Raw genomic sequence first — 21,495 nt, forward strand, 5'->3', positions numbered from 1 at the left:
ATAAGCACGTAACGACCATAAAGTGAGCCTAAATGTTTTTCAAGTGTTAAATATATTTGAGTGAATGGTGCGGCGCATGCTAGAAATGGGGCTCTCAGGACGATTCTAGCGTTTCTCATTTGGTGAGGTGTGCAAAATAATGAACGCTCTCGGCTGTGCAGGATAGCGAACAGAGTGCCGGGATTGACGCATTATTTTAACCAACCGCCACAAGGTATTCGAATGGCCATACAAGGAGGTGGGGATGCAGCAACCACAAGGTGAGGTCCAGTGGCAGACCATGACGGATAACCCCTTGTCTGACAAAGGGATGGATAAAACCATGGGGGAGCGGCTCGCCCTCCTGCGCCGTCGCCTCGGGCTCTCCCAGCGCCGGGCCGCCGAGCTGAGCGGCCTGACTCACGGCGCCATCTGCATGATAGAGCAGAACAAGGTGAGCCCCTCGGTCGCCTCGTTGCAGAAGCTGCTCAGCGTCTACGAGCTGCCGCTCTCCCGCTTCTTCGCCGAGGAGGAGGCGCGGGCGCCGAGCGTGGTGATCAGGGCGGAGCAGCTCATCGAGCTGGGCAGCCAGGGGGTCTCCATGAAGCTGGTGCACAACGGCAACAATCGTCGCCAGCTCGGCTTCATGCTGGAGACCTATGCCCCAGGCACGGACACCGGGGGGCAGGTCAAGCATCTGGGGGAGGAGGTGGGTACAGTGCTGGAGGGCTCTGTCGTGCTGAGCCTGGCCGGGCAGACCTATCAGCTGTGCGCCGGGGACAGCTATGTGATCGACACCGGTGAGCCCCACAGCTTCAGCAATCCGTCGGGGCAGGTCTGCCGCATCGTCAGCGCCCACACCCCCGCCAGCTTTTGACATTGAACAGCGCGAATATTGGAAACGAACCGGTAAGGAAGCAGGGATCATGACCGAACATGTAAAGAGTTACTACGCAGCCAGTGCCAACCAGCACGCCCCCTACCCGATGCTCACCGAGCAGCTTGAGTGCGACGTCTGCGTCATAGGGGCCGGGTATACCGGCCTCTCCAGCGCCCTGCACCTGGTGGAGAAGGGCTACAAGGTGGTGGTGCTGGAGGCGGCCAGGGTGGGGTTTGGCGCCAGCGGCCGCAACGGCGGCCAGATAGTCAACTCCTACAGCCGTGACATCGACACCATAGAAGCGAACTGCCCGCCGGATCAGGCCAGGCTGCTCGGCTCCATGTTGTTTGAGGGGGGAGACATCATCCGCGAGCGGATCCAGCGCTACAACATCCAGTGCGATCTGCAGCAGGGCGGTGTCTTTGCCGCCGAGACCCAGAAGCAGCTCCACGAACTCAAGGCACAGCATGCCCGCTGGCAGAAGTGGGGCAACGATCAGCTGGAGCTGCTCGATGCCGAAGGGGTGCGCGAGGTGGTGGCCAGCGATCGCTACATCGGCGCCCTGCTGGACAAGCGCGGCGGCCATATCCACCCCCTCAACCTGGCGCTGGGGGAGGCGGAAGCCATCCGCACCCTGGGTGGTCGCATCTTCGAGCAATCCGCCGTCACCAGCATCACTCCGGGCCAGATTGCCCTGGTGAAGACGGCCAAGGGGGCGGTGAAGGCGCGCTTCGTGGTGGTAGCTGGCAACGCCTATCTCGGCAACCTGGTGCCTGAGCTGGCGAGCAAGAGTATGCCGTGCGGCACGCAAGTCATCGCCACCGAGGTGCTGGGGGAGGAGCGGGCCCGCGCCCTGCTGCCGCAGAACTACTGCCTGGAAGATTGCAACTACCTGCTCGACTACTACAGAACCACAGGTGATCACCGGCTGATCTATGGCGGCGGCGTTGTCTATGGGGCGCGGGATCCGGCAGACATAGAGCGGCTGATCATCCCCAAGATGCAGAAGACCTTCCCCCAGCTGGCGGACGTCAAGGTGGAGTACACCTGGACCGGCAACTTCCTCTTGACCCTGTCGCGCCTGCCGCAGTTTGGCCGTATCGGTCACAACATCTACTACATGCAGGGTTACAGCGGCCACGGCGTGACCTGTACCCATCTGGCGGGCAAGCTGCTTTCGGAAGTGCTGAGTGGCCAGGCGGAGCGCTTCGACGCCTTCGCCAAGCTACCACACTACCCCTTCCCGGGCGGGCGTCTGTTCCGCATCCCCTTCACCGCCGCTGGGGCCGCCTGGTATACCCTGCGAGACAGGCTGGGGGTGTGACGCCCATAAACGCCGTTCGCGTTATGGTGTCATGACGGCCGAATGGTGAAGGACATAAGCTTCTGGTGATTCGGCGGCCGAATACGGGTGGAGTGGCAAGTCATCCCCTGTACCGCAGAGGTGCCGTCTACCCTGCAAGAAAAACTGGGGTCGCTCATAAACGATGATCGCACTATGACGTCATGACGGCCGAATTGTGAAGGGCATGAGCTTCTGGTTATTCGGCGGCCGAATAGGGGGAAGATGCTCCCTGTTGGGTGGATGTGCGTTGAGTACGAGGGCGCCGCAGGCACTTCTTTTCACGGGGAAGCGGCTGCTCGCAGGTGGTCGCTGGCAGCCAGGAGGCAGATGAAACGACAGAGGGAGGCGTCATGCCTCCCTCTGTTCTGGGTGAACAACCTGGATCAGCTTCAATGGTGTGGCGCCATCATCAGCCCGCTCAGGCTGCATCGACTCGCCGGTCTCAGAATCTGTAGGGGAAGCGCAGCCCTATGCTGTAGTCGGGCGCATCCGTGGTGAGCCCTGCCGACCAGTTGACCGCCATGGAGAGCTTGTCCGTGATGGCCCAGGTTGACCCCATCCCGAAGCTGGCAGCGTTGGCATCTGAGCCGGTGACCTTCTCCATGTCAAAGCCTTCTGCTCCCTGGCTGGATTCAAGGGTGATGCGCTGGTTGATGTTGAAGGAGAGGCTGAAGCGCTCGTTCAGTGCAAACGCGACCCCCAATCCATATTCATACCAGTCACCGAGCTGGATGCTGCCTGGCTGATCGCCGGGCTGGTAGGAGACATCGTCAAAGTCTTGCTTGAGGCTGTGGCCATAGTTGAGGTTGGCGAACAGTATGGCGGGGTCCATGGTCTTGACCAGGGAGAAGCCGGTGGACAACTGCCAGAGCCCGTTGCCGGTGGCGAGATCCTTGGGGACCATCAGGTTGCCGGACTCCGAGGTAATGATCTCTATCCCGTAGGGATCCTTGCCGGTCGGCGCCTTGGCCCGCAGGTTCCAGACCAGATCCGGCCAATCTTCATCCTCGGCCAGGACTCTGTAGTAGATGGCGAGGCTGAGATCGCCGAGCCCGCCATCGCTGACGGTCTGCTCCTCAAACTCACGGCTGGAGTTCTCCTTGCCGGTGCTCTGGTAGTTGGTGTTGCGGTACATATAGGGCACGGCCAGTTCCAGCTGCCAGCGATCATTGAGGGTGTAACGGGTCACCAGGTCTGCCGTCCATTGATCGGAGCGGACTCTGTCGAGATTGATTTCGCCAAGGAAGATGGCGTCCAGGGCAAGAAAACCGCGCAGGGCGAGATCCTTGCGATTGTAGTGCTGATAAGAGAGGCCAAAATCGAGGGTCAACGCACGATCGAATACGTTGTGCTGCTCGATCATCAGGTCTTCGGTACTGCGACCGACTTCGGGGGCCCGGCGAGCCGGGTCAGGTTGGGAGGGGGCCGCGGCGACAGCCCCTTCTGCGGCGACCGCGGTCGCACCGGTGGCCTTGACGGCCTCCAGGCGGGCCTGTAGCTGATGGAGTGCCTGATTTTGCTGGATCAATTGCTGACGCAGCTGATCAAGCTGTTGTTGTAGGGCCTCTTCCTCTGCGGTCGCGCCCCAGCAGGCGAAAGGGGTCAGTGCAATCAACAGCACGGTAGACTGTTTCATCGAGATACGTCCTTGTTGTTTATTATCCTTTTTATAGTTCAGTCCATGGGATTCATCTGTTCTCAGCGAGAAAGCCAGATCCTGGTCTGATTGAGCGTCTGCAAACCGTCACCCCTGACTCTATTGAGTTGCAGCAGACCCCGACTGAAATCGGTTCCTCTCAGACTCTGTTCCAATCGGACTCGTCCATCGGACGAGTTTAGTTGCAGCCCGGCATAATTGCCTGAAACGCGGTAACTGGCAGTACCAAGGTTCCCCTGATGCTCGTAGTTGCCCGCGGAGACGATCTGCCCCGTCATTTCGGGGGCCGTCAGTGTAATACCCGCCTGGTTCACCGAGCTGTTGCCGCTCCCCTCCAACTGCACGACCTGCACCAGGCCAGCGCCTTGTACGGGAGCACTCGAAGGCGTCGTTGTTACTGTCTTGACCTCATCCTTGATGCGTACATCCAGTTTGGGTTTATTTTGCACCACGCTCAGTGCCAGGTTCATGGCGGCAGTTTGCTGGGCCTGAGCTGTCGTCAGGGTTGAAATGAACTCGATGCCGAAATAGCTGATCCCGTGGGTACTGACATAGCGACCGCGTAAATGGGCCAGCTCTCCATCGGCCAGTTCAGGAGCAAAATGGTCTGACAGCAGTGCCAGAGGATCCGAATCGGCCAGCAGTGGGCAGGCAAAGCCACCCAGACTGCAGATGAGGCATATAGCGGGTCGGGTATTCATGATGACCTCACATTAGCTCTTTGTGCTGAAAACCAAATTCCAGCAAGGATGTTTCATTGACGGGGGCGAACAGCCCATCTTTTCCTCTGGCTGAGAGTGGAGGAGAAGGATTGGCCAGAGGCGCATCCGGGCGATAACCGGCACCAATAACGGCGAGCAGTATGCCGTTCCAGCTTTCCTTGAATTCCTGGAACGTAATGACACGATTTCCGAGGGCCGGATCTGCCAGATAGACACGGTCGTGGCGATCGATGGCACGCAGCACGGCAAAGTGCTGATAGCCGCGAATATTGAGCAGCACTATGGTGGGTACTCTCACCTGCCGCAATTTTTCATCTCCCAGGCGATACCCTCTGACGCGCATGCCGAGCATTTGCAAATATTGCTTCATGTCGAGCATGGAGAAGCCATAGTGTTTGACCTGTGCCGGGTCTGCCATGGCCAGCATGCCATCCATCACCCAGCGTTCATTCGTTACATGGCCGTAGGAGTAGCGCAGTATGGTTGCGACGGCGGCAGCCCCACAGCTGAAATCAGTATGTTGGCGCTCGATATTGGCATAACGGCGCTCCAGAATGCTCTGTACCGGTTTGTTGAGATCCCCCAGTGCCGGGAGATGTTCTCCCAATGGCATATTGGCCGACCAGGCAGCAGGGCAGAATAACAACAGCAGTAGCCAGCGCATTGAGACCTCCATGTCCTGAAAAAAGGGGGCGCAAAGGCCCCCTCTGAAGTGCATTACTTGGCAAAACCTGCGGCCAGCGAGAGGTTGTTCGCTTGCAGGTTGTTGGTGCCCGACGACACGTTCACCCCGATGTTGCCCACGGCACCGTTGAAGGCGCCGCCATCGATGGTTGCCCGGTTGAAGGTTTCGCGGCTGGTGTAGGTATTGACCACGGGAATGAAGCCAGTTGCATAGCCACTGAGCTTGATATCACCCTCTTCCTCGAACTTGAACTTGGAGTCCTTGCTGCCATCATCATCCTGATTGTCATAGTCGATGTGGCCCCAGAGACTGCCGCCATTGGGATGATCACCATCTTTCCAGATTTCCGGATAGACGTTGTTGGTCTGCTTGCTCGTCCCTTCGTACTCACCCTCGGCTTTGAGCTTGAGGAAGATGGGGTTGTAGTCCACGGTTCTGGTGGCGCTCAGACTCTTGTTCTCGGTCATGTTCTTGGACACGCTCTGGCTGTTTGCCACTGTGGCCACGGCCATGTTGCCGGTGGACACCGAGGCCGCCATGTTGTTGGCCTGAACGTTACCCGAGCCAGACGTCACGTTGGCACCTATGTTGCCCGCGGCATCCTTGAATGCCCCATCGCCGATCCCGGCCTTGTTCTGATGACCGTGGTTGGTAGTCCAGTTTTGGCTGGCACTTTGGGTGGAGAAGATCTCGGCATCCGAAGATCCACCAGGCATGCCTTGTTGTTGGCCGCGGCCCATGATGAACTCGGCATCGACTTCGTCATAGGCTGCCAGGGAAGCGCTGTTGCCTTGTACGTTGGAATCACCGGCTGCTACGTTGGCGCCGACGTTACCGGATGCACCCTCGAACGAGCCGTCAATCTTGCTCGTGTTCTCCGTTCTTGTGTTACCAGTGCCGATCATGGAGCTGGATTGCTGGTTGTCCACCACCGCCATGCCGAGTTTGTTGACATTGATGTAGCCGCCGACACGGACAGTGCCTTCGTACTCTACATCGACCTCTGCCTTGACCTTCTTGGTCAAGGTTGCCCCTGTCTCATCCCTGTCACCGCGGTAATCGGCGGAGGCGGTGCCCGACATGGCCATGACAACCGCAGCGGCTAATGAGCTATAAATAAGTCCACGCATAATGAGTCTCTCCATTGAACTTTCTGTGGAAGATTTGCCCATCGGCTGAACCTACGCCCCCGGACTCGGCTTCCGATCCCTGCGACATCATGGGGATGTCGTTACTGCGCCAGCCAGAGGCAGGGAGACCATGTTGACTGCCTGGTTTCCCTGTCCCGTGACCTGGTTCACCTGAATGACGCCTTTACTGCCCGTCAGGGCGTTGTCATCCAGGTAGATACTGGTGGTTGTGTTGGGAGGCACCTTGCCTGAAGGTGTTTTTGCAACACTGGTGCTGAGGTTGATGTCGGTCACCACGCCGATGCCGCTGTCATCCAGCGACAAGGCGAAGGCATTGAGCTGCTGGTTGGCTTCACCTGCGCCCTGATTGATCCCGACCAGCCCCTGACTCTGGCTCAGCGCCGAGCCCAGAATGGCCACGCTCTGGTTGCCATTGAGATTGGTAGTGGATTGATTCTGCTGGCTAAATTGAACGATGGCCGGCCCTGATAGCGCTATGGCGGCGAGGTTGCCCTGCTGGTTGTTATTACCGGCAACCATATTGACACCCATGGCGCCACGAATATTGCTGAGCGCTTGCGAGCCGAGATCAACACGATTCTCTGCTTGTGACTGCTGTGCGAATGCGGAAAGGGAAATAATTGCCAGTGCAATATATGTTTTCATGCTCTGTCTCCATATGCCAGGAGGGCTTATTAGAGAGAGCAATGAATGTGCCAGTTAGTAACTTATTGATATATATTGTTTTTGTGTTTGAGCTATTTGTGTTTAAGTCTCAGTTTTGATAATGAACTTTTATATGATCCATCAACATATTGTTTATCAATGACTTTATTGTTTCTCACCGTTAATTTTGCTGTCTCATTATTGTGGTGTCATCAGTCTAAATGCGGGATGGTTTATAGTTATCATCGTCTGGTTACCTTGAGTTGGCGTCATTTGATGATCGCTATGCCCTTGCCAGATGAAAGAGTGAGCCTCAAAGAGCAATGGTCAGACTCTCTCATGCAGAGGCTATAACAAGGAGTTTTCCCTATGACAGAAACGGCATTGTTACTTATCAACTCATGTGCCGTGCTGGAAAGCCTGCTGATAAAAAGCGAATGGCAAGTGGAGCAGGCAAGTTCCCTGGCGGTGGCAGAACAGAAATTGCAGGAAAAGACTTATCCCCTGGTGCTGGTGGCCATCAAGCCGGATCAGCATGACGCCTTGTATTCCCTGATTGGCCAACACTCCAGCAGCCTGTGGATTGGCCTGATCGAGCGTGATTGCCTGGCCAGCGAGGCCCTGCGCAACCTGCTTGCAGCCTGTTTCCATGATTTCCACACCTTCCCGCTCGATCAGGAAAGACTCTCCCACAGCCTGGGTCATGCGTTGGGAATGGCGCAGCTCATCCGGCGCCATCGCCCCAAGATGCCGGCTCAGCTGCGCTTCATCCAGGGTGAGAGCAGCGCCATTCGCCAGTTGCGCGAGCAGATCATGCGGCTGCAACATTGTCGCCTGCCCGTGCTGGTGACCGGGCCCAGCGGAACCGGCAAGGAGCTGGTGGCTCGTGAGTTGCACTACAGCACCTTCGGCGAAGACAGTCCCTTTGTGGCCGTCAACTGCGGCGCCATGCCCCATCAGCTGATCCAGTCCGAGCTGTTCGGCCACGTCAAGGGCGCCTTCACCGGTGCCCAGAGCCGCAAGATAGGCAAGATTGAAGCGGCCGATGGCGGCACCCTGTTCCTCGACGAGATCGGGGAGTTGCCACTGGAGGACCAGGCGACCCTGCTGCGCTTCTTGCAGGAGCAGAGCATAGAGGCCGTGGGCAGTCATCTGACTCGGAATGTGGACGTAAGGGTCATCGCCGCCACCAATATCGATGTGGAGCAGGCGGTGGCCAGCGGTGGATTTCGCATGGACCTCTACTATCGGCTCAACGTGGTGCGGTTGCGCACCCCTGCCTTGTGCGAACGGGCGGAGGACATCCAGCTGCTTGCCGACGATATACTGGCAGAAGTGCGGGGAGGGCGGATGCTGAGTTTTACCCACAAGGCGCGTCAGGCCATGCAGTCCTATGGCTGGCCTGGCAATGTCAGGGAGCTGCGCAACCGGGTGCAGCGGGCAGCCGTCATGAGTTCTGGCCCCTTCATCGAGGCCGATGACATGGAGCTGACCAACATGGACTCCCTGTTGCTCGATGGCTCGCTCAAGGCCGTGCGTGAGGCGGCAGAGCGCCAGGCGCTGCAACGGACGCTGGCCCGTTTCCCTGACCAGCTGGAGGAGGTGGCGCGCACCCTGGACATCTCGCGCGCCACCCTCTACCGGCTGCTGGACAAGCACGATCTGCTGTAGTTCCTGTCATTGCGGGCATGGCGGCCTTTGCCCCTGCCGTTCAGTGCCAAGCCCGGGCAACAGGCCCGGGTTTTTATTGGTGCAAATGTGCACAAACCGGTTTGGCGGCAGATGCGCTAGGGGGTATGTCGCCGTCAGGGGGCGTGCGTTGCCAGCTGGCACAGACGGCGCGCCGCTTCCTCTTCACTTTGGACCACCTGATGGGCACCGCGGATCAGCAGGTGATGCACCTCTTCCGCCTGGTGACCACAGGCGGCAATGCGCAGCAGGTCTCCCTGCTCACGGGCTCTCGCGGCAATTTCTCCGGCCAGCAGGCTGTCATCCAGGGTGATGAGCAACCAGCTGGCATCGGGGAGCGCCACCGAGAGCAGGTCGTTCTGGATGGGGTGGCCTGCGAGACAGCGGATCCCCTGAGCGCGCCAGGGTTCCAGCAACTGCTCATCCGGATCTATCACCACCATCTCCCTTCCTTGCTCATGCAACTGCCGAATCAAATGGCTGCCGATGGCGTCGGCCCCGACCACCACCACATGACCCTGCAGGGGACAGAGGGAAGTACCGGGCTCGACCCGGGGCTCAGGCTTGCTTCTTAGCCAGCGCTCGACCTGGTTGAACACCAGCGGATTGAGCATGATGGAGAAGCAGGCGCCCACCAGCACCAGATCGCGTGCCACATCGGGCACCAGACCGAGCATGGCACCCAGCCCCATCAGGATGAAGGAGAACTCCCCCACCTGGGCCAGGCTGGCCGAGATGGTCAGTGCCGTGCGCACGCTGTGGCCAAACAGGCGCACTATGGCGAAGGCCGCCACCGATTTGCCGATGACGATGACAAAGATGGTTGCCAGCACTGCCAGCGGTTCGCGCAGCAAGATGGTGGGGTCAAACAGCATGCCCACAGAGACGAAGAAGAGCACGGCGAAGGCATCCTGCAGTGGCAGGGTATCGTTGGCAGCCTTGTGGCTGAGGTGGGAGCTGTTCATCACTACCCCGGCGAAGAAGGCGCCGAGGGCGAAGGAGACCCCGAACAGCTTGACCGCCCCGAAGGCGATGCCCAGGGAGCAGGAGAGCACGGCCAGGGTAAAGAGTTCGCGGGAGCCGGTGGCGGCGGTGCGGGCCAGCATCCAGGGAATGAGGCGGCGGCCCCCTATGGTCATCAGTGCGATGAAGGCGGCCACCTTGGCCAGGGTGAAGCCCAGATCCCGGAGTACATGGGACAGGGTCAGGGTCTCGCCTCCGGTCTGCAGGTTCGCCAGTATGGGGAGCAGCACCAGGGCCAGCACCATCACCAGATCCTCGACGATGAGCCAGCCGATGGCGATGCGCCCCTCCTTGGTATCCAGCTGCCCCCGGCTCTCCAGCGCCCGCAGCAGCACCACTGTGCTGGCGGTGGAGAGTGCCAGCCCGAACACCAGGCCGGCGGTGATGCTCCAGCCGAGCAACTGGGAGAGACCGAGCCCGAGCAGGGTCGCCAGGGTGATCTGCACTATGGCGCCCGGGATGGCGATGTGTTTGACCGAGAGCAGATCCTTCAGGGAGAAGTGCAGGCCGACGCCAAACATCAACAGAATGACGCCGATCTCCGCCAATTCGGGGGCGAGTCTCAAATCGGCCACATAGCCGGGGGTGAATGGGCCGCACACGACCCCGGCCGCCAGATAACCCACCATGGGGGAGATGCGCAGACGTTGCGCCAGCATGCCAAAGAGATAGGCGAGCACGAAGCCGCCAACCAGGGTTGTGATAAGGGGGAGTGAGTGGTCCATGTCGTCACCTCGCTAATGGCAGTCAGGGGCTACCAGATCACCAGGAGGCGAAGAGGGCAGCTGTCAATGAGCAGGGGGCGAAAGAGACAGAAGTTGGCCGCATCAAGCACAATATCTTGGGGGCAACAGATGCCGTTTCCATTGAAAAATAATGTATTTTTATTGCTCGAGCAACACTTATCCAAGTTTCAGATCTAATTTGACATTAAACACATATAAACCATTGTTTTGTGAGTGGTTAAAAAGTCTTTCCCGGTAAATATTGGCAGGAGTAATCAATCCTTGATGGGTTTTGGCTCGCCGGGGAGCCCAGATGATTGAGGCGGCCTCCGGGCCGCCTCCGTTGATGCGCGCCAGGGTTCACTCGCCCCTGGCAACCCCCTCCCGCCTCGGGTCTGCGGCGCCAAACCAGCCACCGGCATTGCGTTGCACTCCCTGCAAGCCCGAGGTCTGCTCGCTGAGCATTATCTCGTGCCCCCTGGCCTTGAGCCCCTGGATAACGGACTCGGGCGTGCGTCCCTGCTCCAGCTCGGTGGGGCCGTTGCGGCTGCCGAAGTTGGGCAGGTTGATGGCCTGCTGCAGGTTCATCCCCCAGTCCTGGGTGCCGAGCAGCGCCTTGCCCACGTAGTTGATGATGGCCGAGCCACCGGGGGAGCCCAGGCTCATATCCAGCTGCTTGCTCTGCTTGTCGAATACCAGCAGGGGCGACATGGAGGAGCGCGGGCGCTTGCCGGGCTCCACCCGGTTGGCCACCGGCAGACCGGCGGCATCCACCGAGGTGAAGGAAAAATCGGTGAGCTGGTTGTTGAGCAGGTAGCCGTTGACCATCAGCCGGGAGCCGAAGCCGTCCTCGATGGAGCTGGTCATGGAGACCGCCATGCCGCCCCCATCCACTATGGAGACGTGGCTGGTGGAGGGTAGCTCGGGGGTGGCATCCTGACCACGGGCCAGCGCCAGTGGCGGCGTGCCCGGTTGGGCGACGCCCATGGACTTGGCGCCGATGAGCCGGCCCCGCTCGGCGAGATAGTCCTTGTCCAGCATGCCGCGCACCGGCACGGCGACGAAGTCTCCGTCCGCCACATACTGGTTGCGGTCGGCGAAGGCGAGGCGCGCCGCCTCGCTGTAAAGGTGGATTGCCTCGCTTGAGGCGGCCAGCCGGCCGTCCGCCCCTTGCACCGGCCTGAGGGCCGCCATGTCACGGCTCTCCAGCATGCCGAAGATCTGGCCGAGGGCCAGGGTGCCCGAGGAGGGGGTCGGGAAGCCGCACACCTCGCTCTGGCGATAGTCAAAGCAGAGGCCGTCCCGCAGCCTGGCGCTGTAGCTGGCCAGATCCGCGGCGCTCAGCACCCCGGGGTTGGTGGGATGGGCATGGACTTTGGCCACCATTGCATCCGCCAGCGGGCCGCGATAGAAGGCGTCGGGCCCCTCGCTTGCCAGGGTGCGCAGTACCTTGGCCAGGGCGGGGTTGGTGAGCCGGGTGCCCGCCGCCTTGGGGCTGCCATCCGCCTGATAGAAGTAGGCCCTGGCCTCGGGGTCTTTGGCCAGATAGGGATCCTTGGCGAGCAGGGTGGCCAGACGAGGGCTGATGATGAAACCCTGCTCGGCGAGCGTGATGGCGGGCTCGAACAGGCTGGCCCAGGGCAGCTTGCCATAGCGGGCGTGGGCCAGCGCCAGGGCGCGTACAGTGCCGGGGGCGCCGACCGAGCGACCGCCCACCACGCCGTCATAGAACGCCATCGGCTTGCCATCCTTCATGAACAGCTGATCCGTGGCTGCCGCCGGTGCCGTCTCCCGGCCATCCACGGCCGCCACCTGCTTGCCATCCCACACCAGCATGAGGGAGCCGCCGCCGATCCCGGAAGATTGCGGCTCCACCAGGGTCAGTACCAGCTGGACGGCGATGGCCGCATCGACGGCGCTGCCTCCCGCCTTGACGATCTGGTAGCCCGCATCCACCGCCAGCGGGTTGGCCGCGGCCACCATGAAGTCGCGCCCCTGCCAGCCCGGCTTGTCAGTCCAGCCGCTGGCCGCCTCGGGGGCTGTCAGGGTCTGGGGAGGGGGAACATAATGAAAGGCGCTCTGGGGGGCGCAGCCGGTGAGCAGGCCGAAGGCCACCAGCAGGGCGAGGGGTTTGAGGGACATGACAGGCTCCTTGTCGGTTTCTTGTACAGTCATCGAAATGTGGCACAGTTGGAGCCCGATTGAAAGATTGTCTTTATACTCATATGGTTACAAAAATATCAAGGAGGGGCCCAGGATGCACAAGGAGGGACTGGTGAGGCGTTGCGTGACGGGGCTGCTCTGCCTGCTGCTGACCGCCTGTGGCGAGCCGGGGTTCAGACCCCTGGCGGCGGGGGAGACCATACTGGCCTTTGGTGACAGCCTGACCGAGGGGCGCGGAGTCAGTCCGGCACAGAGCTACCCCAGCGTACTGGCGAGCTTGAGCGGCCACCCCGTCATCAATGGCGGGGTGTCGGGGGAGTTGAGTCAGGCGGGCAGGGCCCGCTTGCCGGCGCTGCTGGCCGAGCACAGGCCCGCCCTGGTGATCTTGTTGGAGGGAGGCAATGACATGCTGCGCGGCAGCGGGGAGGTGGCGCTCAAGGCCAATCTCGCCGCCATGATAGAGGCGGCGCAGGGCAGCGGCGCCCAGGTGCTGCTGGTGGCCGTGCCTCGCAAGTCCCTGTTTGCCGATGGTGCGCCCCTCTACGGGGAGCTGGCACAGCAGTACGGACTGGTGCTGGACAACGACAGCATTGGCGAGCTGCTGCGCACTCCCGGGCTCAAGTCCGACGCCGTGCACTTCAACGCGCAGGGATATGGCGCCCTGGCCGAGCGGCTTCACCGGCTTTTGCAGGCCCGCGGCGCTCTATGAGGCCGATGCTCCTGCCGCGTCGGCGGGCCGCCCGGGATCAAAAAAAACCGCCGAGGCGGTTTTTTTACAGGCAAGGGACAACTTAGAGGGACTGCTCTTCGCCACCCAGGGCGGCAAACAGCGCCGGGATGAACTGGGCCAGCTCGGCTGTCACCAGGGCAAAGTCCGCATCCAGGCGGGCGGCGGGATCCTCGCTGGTGACGTCGTCGTTCTGCTCGCGCAGCTCTTCGCTGAATTTCAGGCGCTTGATGGAGAGATCGTCCCCCAGCACGAAGCTCAGGGTCTCGCCCCAGTTCAGGGCCAGCTTGGTCACCAGCTTGTCGTTGGCCAGGTGATTCTTGATCTCGTCGCTCATCAGATCCTGCTGCTTGCAGCGGATGATGCCGCCGTGTTCCATGGCACTGCGCAGCTCGGCCTCGTCTTCCAGGGTGAAGCTGGCGGGCAGATTGCCCTCGTTCAGCCACTCGGTCATGGTGATTTCGGGCGGGTTCTTGAGGGCCACCGGCACCACGGGCAGGGTACCTATGCTCTTGCGCAGCAGCGCCAGCAGATCGTCCGCCTTCTTGGCGGAGCCGGCGTCCACCACCATCAGGTTGTCGGCCGGATTGATCCAGGCGAAGGTCTGGCTGGTGCGGCTGAAGGCTCGGGGCAGCAGGGTATGCATGATCTCCTCCTTCAGCGCCTCCTTCTCCTTCTTCTTGAGGGCGCGGCCCTGCTCGAATTCGATCGCTTCGACCTTCTCCGCCAGCATCTCCTTGACCACCGTGCCCGGCAGCATTTTCTCTTCCTTGCGGGCGCAGAGCAGGATGTGGCCAGAGGCGCTGTGAGTCAGGGTGGAGCCGAATTTACCGAGGGGCTTGACCCACCCGAACCGGGAGATGTCCTGACTGCCGCACGGGGTGAAGGCACAGGCCTCGAGCTGGGTTTCCAGCTGATCCACGGTCAGGTCAAAGGGGCGGGTAAAGCGATAAATCTGCAGGTTTTTAAACCACATGGCGTCCTCGGTCTCATAGATTGTCCGGCGGGCATTGTACTAGAGAGGCGCTTTGTGATCAGCCAATCATTCTCGCTAAATAAAGGGCGATCGACTTCACATGGCCTCATCTTGACCGCCCGTCTTGTCATCGAACTCCCCTAGACTGCGAGTGTTCAAATTGTTAACAAGGATGCGAATATGTTGAGAGCGAGCCGGCCGGAAGACATGGAAGAGATCGTCGAGATCTGGCTGCTGGCATCCTTGCAGGCTCATGATTTCGTTGACGCTTCCTGCTGGTGGCAGGCTCAGGAGGAGCTGCGTACCCGCTACCTCGACCACGCCCGCATCTGGGTGTTTGAAGAGCGCGGGGAGCTGCTCGGTTTCATGGCCCTGGTGGATGACTACCTGGCCGCCCTCTTCGTGCGACCCGACCGCCAGGGGCGCGGGGTCGGTCATGCCCTGCTGCAGGAGGCCAAGCAGCAAGAGGGGGCGCTCCATACCCGGGTCTTCGTGGAGAACGAGCCGGCGGTGCGCTTCTATCGCCGCCACGGGTTCAGGATAGGGGGTGAGGTCTCGGATCCCCTGACCGGTCATCCCCAGTACCAGATGCATTTCCAAGCCGTCTGAATCTGACGTCACCGGCCTGTTTTGCTTGAAAAAAGAGGGGCGTATCCTCATCTTGTCCTCATCGGGTACCACTGGCACCCCCCCTCTTATCTCTCGAGCCGCTTTTCATGAAGATCCTGCACACTGCCGACTGGCATCTTGGCCATCAACTCCATGGTCATGAGCGCCGCTTCGAACACGATGCCTTTCTCGACTGGCTGACCGACACCATCAAGACGCGGCAGATCGACGCCCTGCTGGTAGCAGGGGATCTGTTCGATACCGCCAATCCTCCCGCCAGCGCCTGGCAGCAGCTCTATCGCTTCCTGGCCAGGCTGCGCGCCGAGATGCCCCGCCTCAACATGGTGCTGATCGGTGGCAACCACGACTCTCCCTCCAAGCTGGACGCCCCCCACGAGCTGCTGCGGGCCTTCGACCTGCATCTGGTGGGCAGCATCAGCCGGGACGGGGAGGGCAGGCTCGAAATCGATCGCCTGCTGGTGCCACTGCAAGACAGGGAGGGCAAGGTCGCCGCCTGGTGCGCCGCCGTGCCGTTTCTTCGCAGCAGCGACCTACGGGTGGAGCCGCTCGAAGAGGGGCAGGATCGGCTGATCGAAGGGGTTCGCCAGATCTACCAGGAAGTGCTGGCGCAAGGCCGTGCGCGCTGCGAGCCCGGCCAGGCGCTCATCGCCATGGGCCACGCCTACCTGGCTGCGGGCCAGCTCTCCGAGCTTTCCGAGCGGCGGGTGCTCGGCGGCAATCAGCATGCCCTGCCCGCCGACATCTTCGCCACCGCCGACTACACCGCCCTTGGCCACCTCCATCTGGCCCAGAGCCCGGCCGAGGGGGTGCACTACAGCGGCTCGCCGCTGCCGCTCTCCCTCGCCGAGGCCAACTACAACCATCAGGTGCTGGAGGTCAGGTTTGAGGGGGGCAAGTTGGCGGGGCTGGAGCGGATCCCTGTGCCCCGTGCGGTGGAGATGATCCGCCTGCCCCAGAGCACACTCGAGGAGGCGCTCACCGCCATAGAGGCGCTCTCCCTGCCCGACTGTCCCCAGGAGGCACAACCCTTCCTCGAGGTGCGGCTGCTGCTGCCCAAGCCCGAGGCCCGCATCCGCGAGCGCATTCTGGCGGCCATGGCGGGCAAGCCGGTGCGTCTGGCCCGCATCAGCACCCAGTATCAAGGCTCGGGGGAGGGGCTGGCCGATGGCCGCGAGCGGCGCAGGCTGGATGAGCTATCCCCCACAGAGGTGTTCCGCCTCTGCTATCAGCGGCAGTTCGAGGGGGAGCCGGCGGCCGAATTGGTGGCGTCGTTTGAAGAGATCCTGGAGCAGGTCAAGGAATCCAACACATGAAAATCTTGTCTCTTGCAGGGGAAAACCTGGCCAGCCTGACCGGCGCTTTCACCATCGACTTCGCAGGTGGCACTTTGGGGGCTGCCGGGCTCTTTGCCATCACGGGCAACACAGGCGCGGGCAAGAGCACATTGCTCGACGCCATCTGCCTCGCCCTCTATGACGAGATGCCGCGCTTTATCGCCAATCGCAAGCACGTGGCCGAAGTGGGCAGGGCGGATGACGAGGAGAAGCTCAAGGCCAACGACGTGCGCGGCATTCTCAGCCGCGGCCACGCCAGCGGCTATGCCGAGGTGCAGTTCCGCGGCTGTGACGGCCGCATCTGGCTGGCGCGCTGGGCGGTGCGGCGGGCCCGCAATCGCTCGGAAGGGCGCTTTCAGGCCCAGGAGCGCAGCCTGACCGACGTCGAGTCGGGGCAAGTTTTCTCCGGCAGCAAGCGGGAGCTGCAGGATCGCATCGACGAGCTGGTGGGCCTCTCCTGGGAGCAGTTCCGCCGCGCCGTGATACTGCCGCAAGGGGAGTTCGCCGCCTTCCTCAAGTCGAGCGCCGATGAGCGCTCCGCCCTGCTCGAGCGGATGACGGGCACCGAGCTCTACTCCGCCATCTCCATCCAGACCCATGAGCGGGCGCGGGCCGAGCAGCAGACGCTGGCGACCATACAGCAGCGGCTCGGCGATGTGGCCCTGATGGACGACGAGACGCGCGAGCACTGGGTCGCCCGGCAGCTGAGCCTCTCCACCAGCCTCAAGCACGAACAGCAGCAGCGTCAGCTGTTGCAGGACTTGCGGGATCTCAACGGACGGATTGCCGCCCAGTTGCAGGCCTGCCGGGAGGGGCAGGAGGCGCTGGCCGCCGCCGAGGCGGCCCACGGCGAGGCAGCGTCCGGGCGGGAAGAGTTTGCCCGCGCCGAACAGGCTCAGGTGGCCCGCGCCGATCACGACGAACTCGCCCGCCTCACCCTGGAGGTGCAGCAGCAGGAGCTGCAGATAGGCCAGCTTGCCCCCCAGCTGGAGCAGGTTGAACCTGTGTTGCAGCAGGCCGCGCTGCGCGAGCAGCAACTGCTGGCCGACAAGATTGCCGCCGAGCGGGAGTGGGGCGCCCTGCAACCCGAGCTCAAGCGGGCGCAGGAGCTCGATACCCGGCTCAAGGAGAAGGGCCAGCAGTTGCAGGAGACCCGGCAGCAGGGGACCCAGGCACGGGCCCTGCAACTGGCGCTGCAGCAGGAGTGGCAGCAGCAGGCGAGTCGGGTCGAGGCCCTGACGGTGCGCCGTCAGCAGTGGGCTCTCTGGCTCGAGGAGCGCAAGGCCCTGGCCCCGCTGGCGCGCCAGTGGCAGCCTTTGCTGGCGGCCATCCAGGACTGGGCGGCGGACAGGGAGTTGTTGCAACGGGTGCTGCAAAGCCGTGAGCACAAGGGCCATGCCCTGAAGGATCTTGCCAGCCGGCTGGAGCAGGGGCAGCAGGAGCGCGACTACTGGCAGCAGGAGCGCACCCGATTGCAACAGCTGCACGATGAGCTGCAGGCGCAGGAGTGGGACGCCGAAGTCGCCAGAGCGCAGGAGCAGCGTCAGGCCCAGACCGAGCAACTGGCCCGGATTCGCCAACTGCTGGAGCTGGCCCAGGCGGGCCGCAACCACAGCGAACAGCAGGAGCGGTTGCAGCAGGAGATGGCGCTGCTCGAGCAGCATCTTGCCCGGCTGAAGGCCCAGCATGAGGAGCTGGCTCCGGCGCTGGCGCGGCTCGCCACCCAGCGCGGCGAGGCGCGCCATGCCCTGGAGCAGGCCCGCGCCGTGGCCAGCTTCGAGCAGTATCGCCACGTGTTGAGCGATGGCACGCCCTGCCCGCTCTGCGGCGCCGAGGAGCATCCCTACACCCGGAGCCAGCCCCAGGTGGCCGGCATACTGGCGCAACTGGCCGAGCGTGTCCGCCAGCTGGATCTGGAGTGGGAGCAGCTCAACCATCAGCATATTCAGGGGGAGAGCGAGCGGGTCGAGCTGGCGCGTCAGCTGGTCGCCCGTCAGCAGCATCAACCCGAGCTGGAGGCGCGCTCCGAGCAGATGGTCCAGCGCTGGCTGCAACTGGGAGGGGATGCCCTGCTGGGGCAGGGGCTGCCCTTGCGGCAAAGCCCGGCGCAGTGGACCGAGCTGCTGGCTCGCCTGCTGGCGCAGGGGGAGGCTCTGGAGTCGGATCTCGTGGCCGGGCAGCGACGACTGCAGCAGGCCCAGCAGGGGCAGCAGAGGCTGCTGGGGCTGCGCAGCCAGCTGACCGAGCTGACCGCCCGCCATCAGCAGTTTGAGCAGCAGTGGCAGGAAGCCGAGCGGCAGAAGATTGAGTGGGAGGCCGAGCTGAAGGCGCTGGCCGAGCAGGAGGCGTCACTGCGCCAACGCCTGGCACTGGGGGAGGCCCGTCTCGATGAACAGATGGGGGCCGAGCCCTGGCGCCAGTGGCTTGGCAGCCGACAATGGCAGGAGTGGCAGCAGACCTGCGAGGAGTATCTGCGCGGACAGAGCGAATGGGAGCAGCTAGGGGGTGAGCTGGCCACTCTGACCCCGGCCCTGAGCGCCCAGGAGGCGCGGGTACAGAGCCAGAACGAGCTGCTGCACAAGCTGGAGCGCGACTACAAGGATCATGAGCAGCAGCGTCAGGGGTTGCTCGCCAGCCGGGAAGCCTGCCTCGGAGGCCGTGCCATCGCCCTGGTCGAGCAGGAGTGGCAGCAGCGGCTGCAACTGGCGGCCAGTCAGCTCGAGGAGGCGGTGACCGCGCTGCGGGTCGCCCGGGAGAAGCAGACCGAGCTCAAGGCCAGGTTGACCCATCTCGAGCAGGACAGGCAGGTGAGCAGCCGTCGTCGCCGCGAGGCGTTGGGGCGCTGGGCGGCCCATGCCGGCACCCTCGGCATCGCCGAATATGATCTGCGTCGGCTGTTGGCCATCACGCCGGAGGAGCTCAGGCTTCGCCGCAGCGCCTTGCAGCGTCTGGACGATGCCCTGGCCGAGGCCCGCACCCGGCTGACCGAGCGTCAGCGGGCGCTGGCTCAGGAGGAGGCCAAGCTGGCGCGCTATCGGGAGCATCATGGGGAGCTGGCCGCCCTCACGGCCGATGCCCTTGCCGAGCGTCTGGGGGCCTGCGAGGCCCGCTGCGGCGAGCTGGAAGAGCAGCTGTTCCAGTGCAAGAGCACCCTGGCTCAGGCCGAGGCGGCGGCGCTGAAGGCGGGGAGCCTGCAGGAGGCGCTGACCGCCCAGCAGGCGGTGGCGGATCACTGGCTGCAACTGTCCGAGCTTATCGGCTCCGCCAGCGGCGCCAAGCTGCGCACCTTCGCCCAGAGCCTCACGCTCGAACGTCTATTGTTGGAGGCCAATGCCCAGCTTGGCGAGCTGTCGCCGCGCTATCGGCTGGAGCGGGTGCCCGGCACGGATCTGGCGCTGCAAGTGGTGGATCTGGACATGGGGGACGAGGTGAGGTCTGTGGACTCCCTCTCCGGCGGCGAGAGCTTCCTGGTGTCGCTGGCGCTGGCGCTGGCCCTATCCAGCCTCTCTTCCCGCCAGACCCAGGTCGAATCGCTGTTCATCGACGAGGGGTTCGGCACCCTGGATCCGGACAGCCTGGATCTGGCGCTCTCCAGCCTGGACTCCCTGCAGGCAGCCGGTCGCCAGATCGGGGTCATCTCCCATGTTCAGACTCTGGTGGAGCGGATCGGCGTGCAGATCCGGGTCGAAGCCCTCGGCGGTGGCGAGAGCCGGGTGGTATTGCCTTGAGGGTGACGCTTCAGCCATAACAAAAAGGCTCCGGTATCGGAACCTTTTTGTTGCTGTTGTCCGCCCGGGCTATTTTTTCTCGGGCAACATATTGGTCAGTGTGTTGTCCTTGAGCACATGATGGTGATAGATGGCCGCCGCAGCATGCAGGGCTATCAGGGCATAGCCTATGTTGGCCAGCGTCTCGTGCAGCTCTTTTATCGTTCCCTTCAAGCCATCATCCGGCGCGATAAGAGCGGGCAGTTCTAATCCGAAGAAGGGGATGGGCTTGCCACCCGCGCTCAGCAGCAGCCACCCCAGCAGCGGCGTCAGGAGCAAAAAGCCGTACAGGGCCAGATGGGCGAGGTGGCCGAGCTTGAGCATCAGGGGCGAGGGGGCGGGCACTATGCGCGGTGAGGGGCTGCCAAAGCGCACCAGCAGTCGCGCCACCACCAGCGCCAGAATGAGCAAGCCCACCATGAAGTGGCACTCCTTCATCAGGTCGCGTCCGGCCGAGCCCTTGGGGAAAATATCCCTGAACTCCATCAGCCCATAGACGGCCACCATCAGCAGCAGGGTCAGCCAGTGCAATCCTATGCTCAGGCTGCCATAACGTTGTTCCGTATTCTTCAGCATCTTCATCTCCTTCCGGAGGGCGCATTGCATCGCCCTGGTCCATCCCGTCACGCACGGCGCCGGGATCCCGTGGTTTCCACACCCATGCTACAAGGCTGGCCGGACAATGCCTTGATCTCGAACGCGCTTTTGCATCGGATTGCCCTTGCCCGGTCAGGGAACCAGCTAGCCCCAGATGGCTGAGAGGCTGGCGGGCCCAAGGTGTTGCCCATAAAAAAACCGAAGCCCAGGGCTTCGGTTTTTTGTTGCAGCAGCTGGCACCAGCCAGCGTCGCATTATTTCTTGATGCGGATAACCGGGGTCTCGCCCACGGTCACTGCGCCAGTCATCTTGATCAGCTCTTTGATCTCGTCCATGTTGGAGATGACGACCGGAGTCAGGGTAGACTTCGCCTTGGCTTCCAGTACGGCCAGATCGAACTCGATGATGGTATCACCGCGCTTGACCTTCTGACCTTCCTGGGCGATGCGGGTGAAGCCTTCGCCTTTCAGCTCGACGGTGTCGATACCGAAGTGCACGAACAGCTCGATACCAGAGTCGGATTCCAGAGAGAACGCGTGGTTGGTCTCGAAGATCTTGCCGATGGTGCCGTCGCACGGAGCAACCATCTTGTTGCCAGCCGGCTTGATGGCGATGCCGTCACCGACGATCTTCTCGGCGAAGACAACGTCAGGCACATCTTCGATGGGCACGATTTCGCCAGACAGCGGAGCGAAGATTTCGATGCCGCCGGTGTCAGAACTGTCATCGGAGACCAGTTTCTTCAGTTTATCAAACAGACCCATAGTAAAAGCTCCTAGAGATGATTGTCGCTGTTTGCA

Annotated in this window: 17 protein-coding genes; 7 read left to right on the forward strand and 10 right to left on the reverse strand. The window is 62.2% G+C overall.

All coding sequences use genetic code 11. From position 1 onward, the window contains the following. Positions 1-244: 244 nt before the first annotated feature. On the forward strand, positions 245-856 hold the full coding sequence (gene puuR, locus G4923_RS13225) for an HTH-type transcriptional regulator PuuR (protein WP_106886183.1): 612 nt from the start codon (positions 245-247) through the stop codon (positions 854-856). A 49-nt stretch (positions 857-905) separates the two neighbouring features. Beyond that, positions 906-2,183 (forward strand): NAD(P)/FAD-dependent oxidoreductase, encoded by a 1,278-nt coding sequence (locus G4923_RS13230; protein WP_163137346.1) that lies wholly within the window; start codon positions 906-908, stop codon positions 2,181-2,183. A gap of 463 nt (positions 2,184-2,646) precedes the next feature. On the opposite strand, the gene G4923_RS13235 is transcribed toward G4923_RS13230, so the two are convergent. From G4923_RS13235 to G4923_RS13255, 5 genes are all read right to left on the reverse strand, one after another. Further along, positions 2,647-3,840, reverse strand: a complete 1,194-nt coding sequence (locus tag G4923_RS13235; protein ID WP_163137347.1) for a transporter — start codon at positions 3,838-3,840, stop codon at positions 2,647-2,649. Positions 3,841-3,902: 62 nt separating this feature from the next. Continuing rightward, positions 3,903-4,562, reverse strand: coding sequence for a hypothetical protein (locus G4923_RS13240; protein ID WP_163137348.1), 660 nt, complete (start codon positions 4,560-4,562; stop codon positions 3,903-3,905). 7 nt (positions 4,563-4,569) lie between these two features. Continuing rightward, positions 4,570-5,247: a C39 family peptidase gene (locus tag G4923_RS13245; protein WP_106886187.1), complete on the reverse strand. Its 678-nt coding sequence runs from the start codon at positions 5,245-5,247 to the stop codon at positions 4,570-4,572. Positions 5,248-5,300: 53 nt separating this feature from the next. Next, complete coding sequence (locus G4923_RS13250; protein WP_240455343.1) at positions 5,301-6,398, reverse strand: hypothetical protein; 1,098 nt, start codon at positions 6,396-6,398, stop codon at positions 5,301-5,303. Positions 6,399-6,485: 87 nt separating this feature from the next. Beyond that, positions 6,486-7,064, reverse strand: coding sequence for a hypothetical protein (locus G4923_RS13255; protein WP_234570209.1), 579 nt, complete (start codon positions 7,062-7,064; stop codon positions 6,486-6,488). A 369-nt stretch (positions 7,065-7,433) separates the two neighbouring features. Between G4923_RS13255 and G4923_RS13260 the strand changes: the two genes are divergently transcribed. Then, positions 7,434-8,735: a sigma-54-dependent transcriptional regulator gene (locus tag G4923_RS13260; protein ID WP_106886188.1), complete on the forward strand. Its 1,302-nt coding sequence runs from the start codon at positions 7,434-7,436 to the stop codon at positions 8,733-8,735. A gap of 134 nt (positions 8,736-8,869) precedes the next feature. Here G4923_RS13260 and ybaL read toward each other — a convergent pair whose 3' ends face one another. Together ybaL and ggt are read right to left on the reverse strand one after the other, a co-directional pair. Continuing rightward, positions 8,870-10,501, reverse strand: coding sequence for a YbaL family putative K(+) efflux transporter (gene ybaL, locus G4923_RS13265; protein ID WP_163137349.1), 1,632 nt, complete (start codon positions 10,499-10,501; stop codon positions 8,870-8,872). Between the two features lie 360 nt (positions 10,502-10,861). Further along, a complete protein-coding gene (gene ggt, locus G4923_RS13270) occupies positions 10,862-12,643 on the reverse strand; it encodes a gamma-glutamyltransferase (RefSeq protein ID WP_163137350.1) in 1,782 nt (593 codons plus the stop codon). Positions 12,644-12,758: 115 nt separating this feature from the next. Here ggt and G4923_RS13275 point away from each other — a divergent pair, with 115 nt between their 5' ends. Beyond that, positions 12,759-13,373 carry a GDSL-type esterase/lipase family protein gene (locus G4923_RS13275; protein ID WP_163137351.1) on the forward strand — a complete coding sequence of 205 codons (615 nt, stop codon included), beginning with the start codon at positions 12,759-12,761 and terminating at the stop codon, positions 13,371-13,373. Positions 13,374-13,455: 82 nt separating this feature from the next. Here G4923_RS13275 and rdgC read toward each other — a convergent pair whose 3' ends face one another. Beyond that, positions 13,456-14,367 carry a recombination-associated protein RdgC gene (gene rdgC / locus G4923_RS13280; protein WP_106886192.1) on the reverse strand — a complete coding sequence of 304 codons (912 nt, stop codon included), beginning with the start codon at positions 14,365-14,367 and terminating at the stop codon, positions 13,456-13,458. A gap of 180 nt (positions 14,368-14,547) precedes the next feature. Between rdgC and G4923_RS13285 the strand changes: the two genes are divergently transcribed. The 3 genes from G4923_RS13285 (at position 14,548) to G4923_RS13295 (ending at position 20,059) form a co-directional block, all read left to right on the forward strand. Next, entirely contained in the window at positions 14,548-14,976 is a 429-nt protein-coding gene (locus G4923_RS13285; protein WP_111910028.1) for a GNAT family N-acetyltransferase, read from the forward strand. Between the two features lie 107 nt (positions 14,977-15,083). Continuing rightward, positions 15,084-16,310 carry an exonuclease SbcCD subunit D C-terminal domain-containing protein gene (locus G4923_RS13290; protein ID WP_163137352.1) on the forward strand — a complete coding sequence of 409 codons (1,227 nt, stop codon included), beginning with the start codon at positions 15,084-15,086 and terminating at the stop codon, positions 16,308-16,310. Then, a complete protein-coding gene (locus tag G4923_RS13295) occupies positions 16,307-20,059 on the forward strand; it encodes an AAA family ATPase (protein WP_163137353.1) in 3,753 nt (1,250 codons plus the stop codon). The genes G4923_RS13290 and G4923_RS13295 overlap by 4 nt, the downstream gene beginning before the upstream one ends. A gap of 69 nt (positions 20,060-20,128) precedes the next feature. On the opposite strand, the gene G4923_RS13300 is transcribed toward G4923_RS13295, so the two are convergent. After that, on the reverse strand, positions 20,129-20,674 hold the full coding sequence (locus tag G4923_RS13300) for a cytochrome b (RefSeq protein ID WP_163137354.1): 546 nt from the start codon (positions 20,672-20,674) through the stop codon (positions 20,129-20,131). Between the two features lie 275 nt (positions 20,675-20,949). Further along, positions 20,950-21,459 carry a PTS glucose transporter subunit IIA gene (gene crr, locus G4923_RS13305; protein ID WP_005325875.1) on the reverse strand — a complete coding sequence of 170 codons (510 nt, stop codon included), beginning with the start codon at positions 21,457-21,459 and terminating at the stop codon, positions 20,950-20,952. Positions 21,460-21,495: the final 36 nt, after the last annotated feature.

Source organism: Aeromonas rivipollensis, assembly GCF_010974825.1.
Lineage (GTDB): Bacteria > Pseudomonadota > Gammaproteobacteria > Enterobacterales > Aeromonadaceae > Aeromonas > Aeromonas rivipollensis.

Bases quoted from the DNA above. Each gene is read 5' to 3' on its own strand.
- puuR (WP_106886183.1), top strand. From the start codon at position 245: ATGCAGCAACCACAAGGTGAGGTCCAGTGGCAGACCATGACGGATAAC.
- G4923_RS13230 (WP_163137346.1), top strand. From the start codon at position 906: ATGACCGAACATGTAAAGAGTTACTACGCAGCCAGTGCCAACCAGCAC.
- G4923_RS13235 (WP_163137347.1), bottom strand. From the start codon at position 3,840: ATGAAACAGTCTACCGTGCTGTTGATTGCACTGACCCCTTTCGCCTGC.
- G4923_RS13240 (WP_163137348.1), bottom strand. From the start codon at position 4,562: ATGAATACCCGACCCGCTATATGCCTCATCTGCAGTCTGGGTGGCTTT.
- G4923_RS13245 (WP_106886187.1), bottom strand. From the start codon at position 5,247: ATGCGCTGGCTACTGCTGTTGTTATTCTGCCCTGCTGCCTGGTCGGCC.
- G4923_RS13250 (WP_240455343.1), bottom strand. From the start codon at position 6,398: ATGCGTGGACTTATTTATAGCTCATTAGCCGCTGCGGTTGTCATGGCC.
- G4923_RS13255 (WP_234570209.1), bottom strand. From the start codon at position 7,064: ATGAAAACATATATTGCACTGGCAATTATTTCCCTTTCCGCATTCGCA.
- G4923_RS13260 (WP_106886188.1), top strand. From the start codon at position 7,434: ATGACAGAAACGGCATTGTTACTTATCAACTCATGTGCCGTGCTGGAA.
- ybaL (WP_163137349.1), bottom strand. From the start codon at position 10,501: ATGGACCACTCACTCCCCCTTATCACAACCCTGGTTGGCGGCTTCGTG.
- ggt (WP_163137350.1), bottom strand. From the start codon at position 12,643: ATGTCCCTCAAACCCCTCGCCCTGCTGGTGGCCTTCGGCCTGCTCACC.
- G4923_RS13275 (WP_163137351.1), top strand. From the start codon at position 12,759: ATGCACAAGGAGGGACTGGTGAGGCGTTGCGTGACGGGGCTGCTCTGC.
- rdgC (WP_106886192.1), bottom strand. From the start codon at position 14,367: ATGTGGTTTAAAAACCTGCAGATTTATCGCTTTACCCGCCCCTTTGAC.
- G4923_RS13285 (WP_111910028.1), top strand. From the start codon at position 14,548: ATGTTGAGAGCGAGCCGGCCGGAAGACATGGAAGAGATCGTCGAGATC.
- G4923_RS13290 (WP_163137352.1), top strand. From the start codon at position 15,084: ATGAAGATCCTGCACACTGCCGACTGGCATCTTGGCCATCAACTCCAT.
- G4923_RS13295 (WP_163137353.1), top strand. From the start codon at position 16,307: ATGAAAATCTTGTCTCTTGCAGGGGAAAACCTGGCCAGCCTGACCGGC.
- G4923_RS13300 (WP_163137354.1), bottom strand. From the start codon at position 20,674: ATGCTGAAGAATACGGAACAACGTTATGGCAGCCTGAGCATAGGATTG.
- crr (WP_005325875.1), bottom strand. From the start codon at position 21,459: ATGGGTCTGTTTGATAAACTGAAGAAACTGGTCTCCGATGACAGTTCT.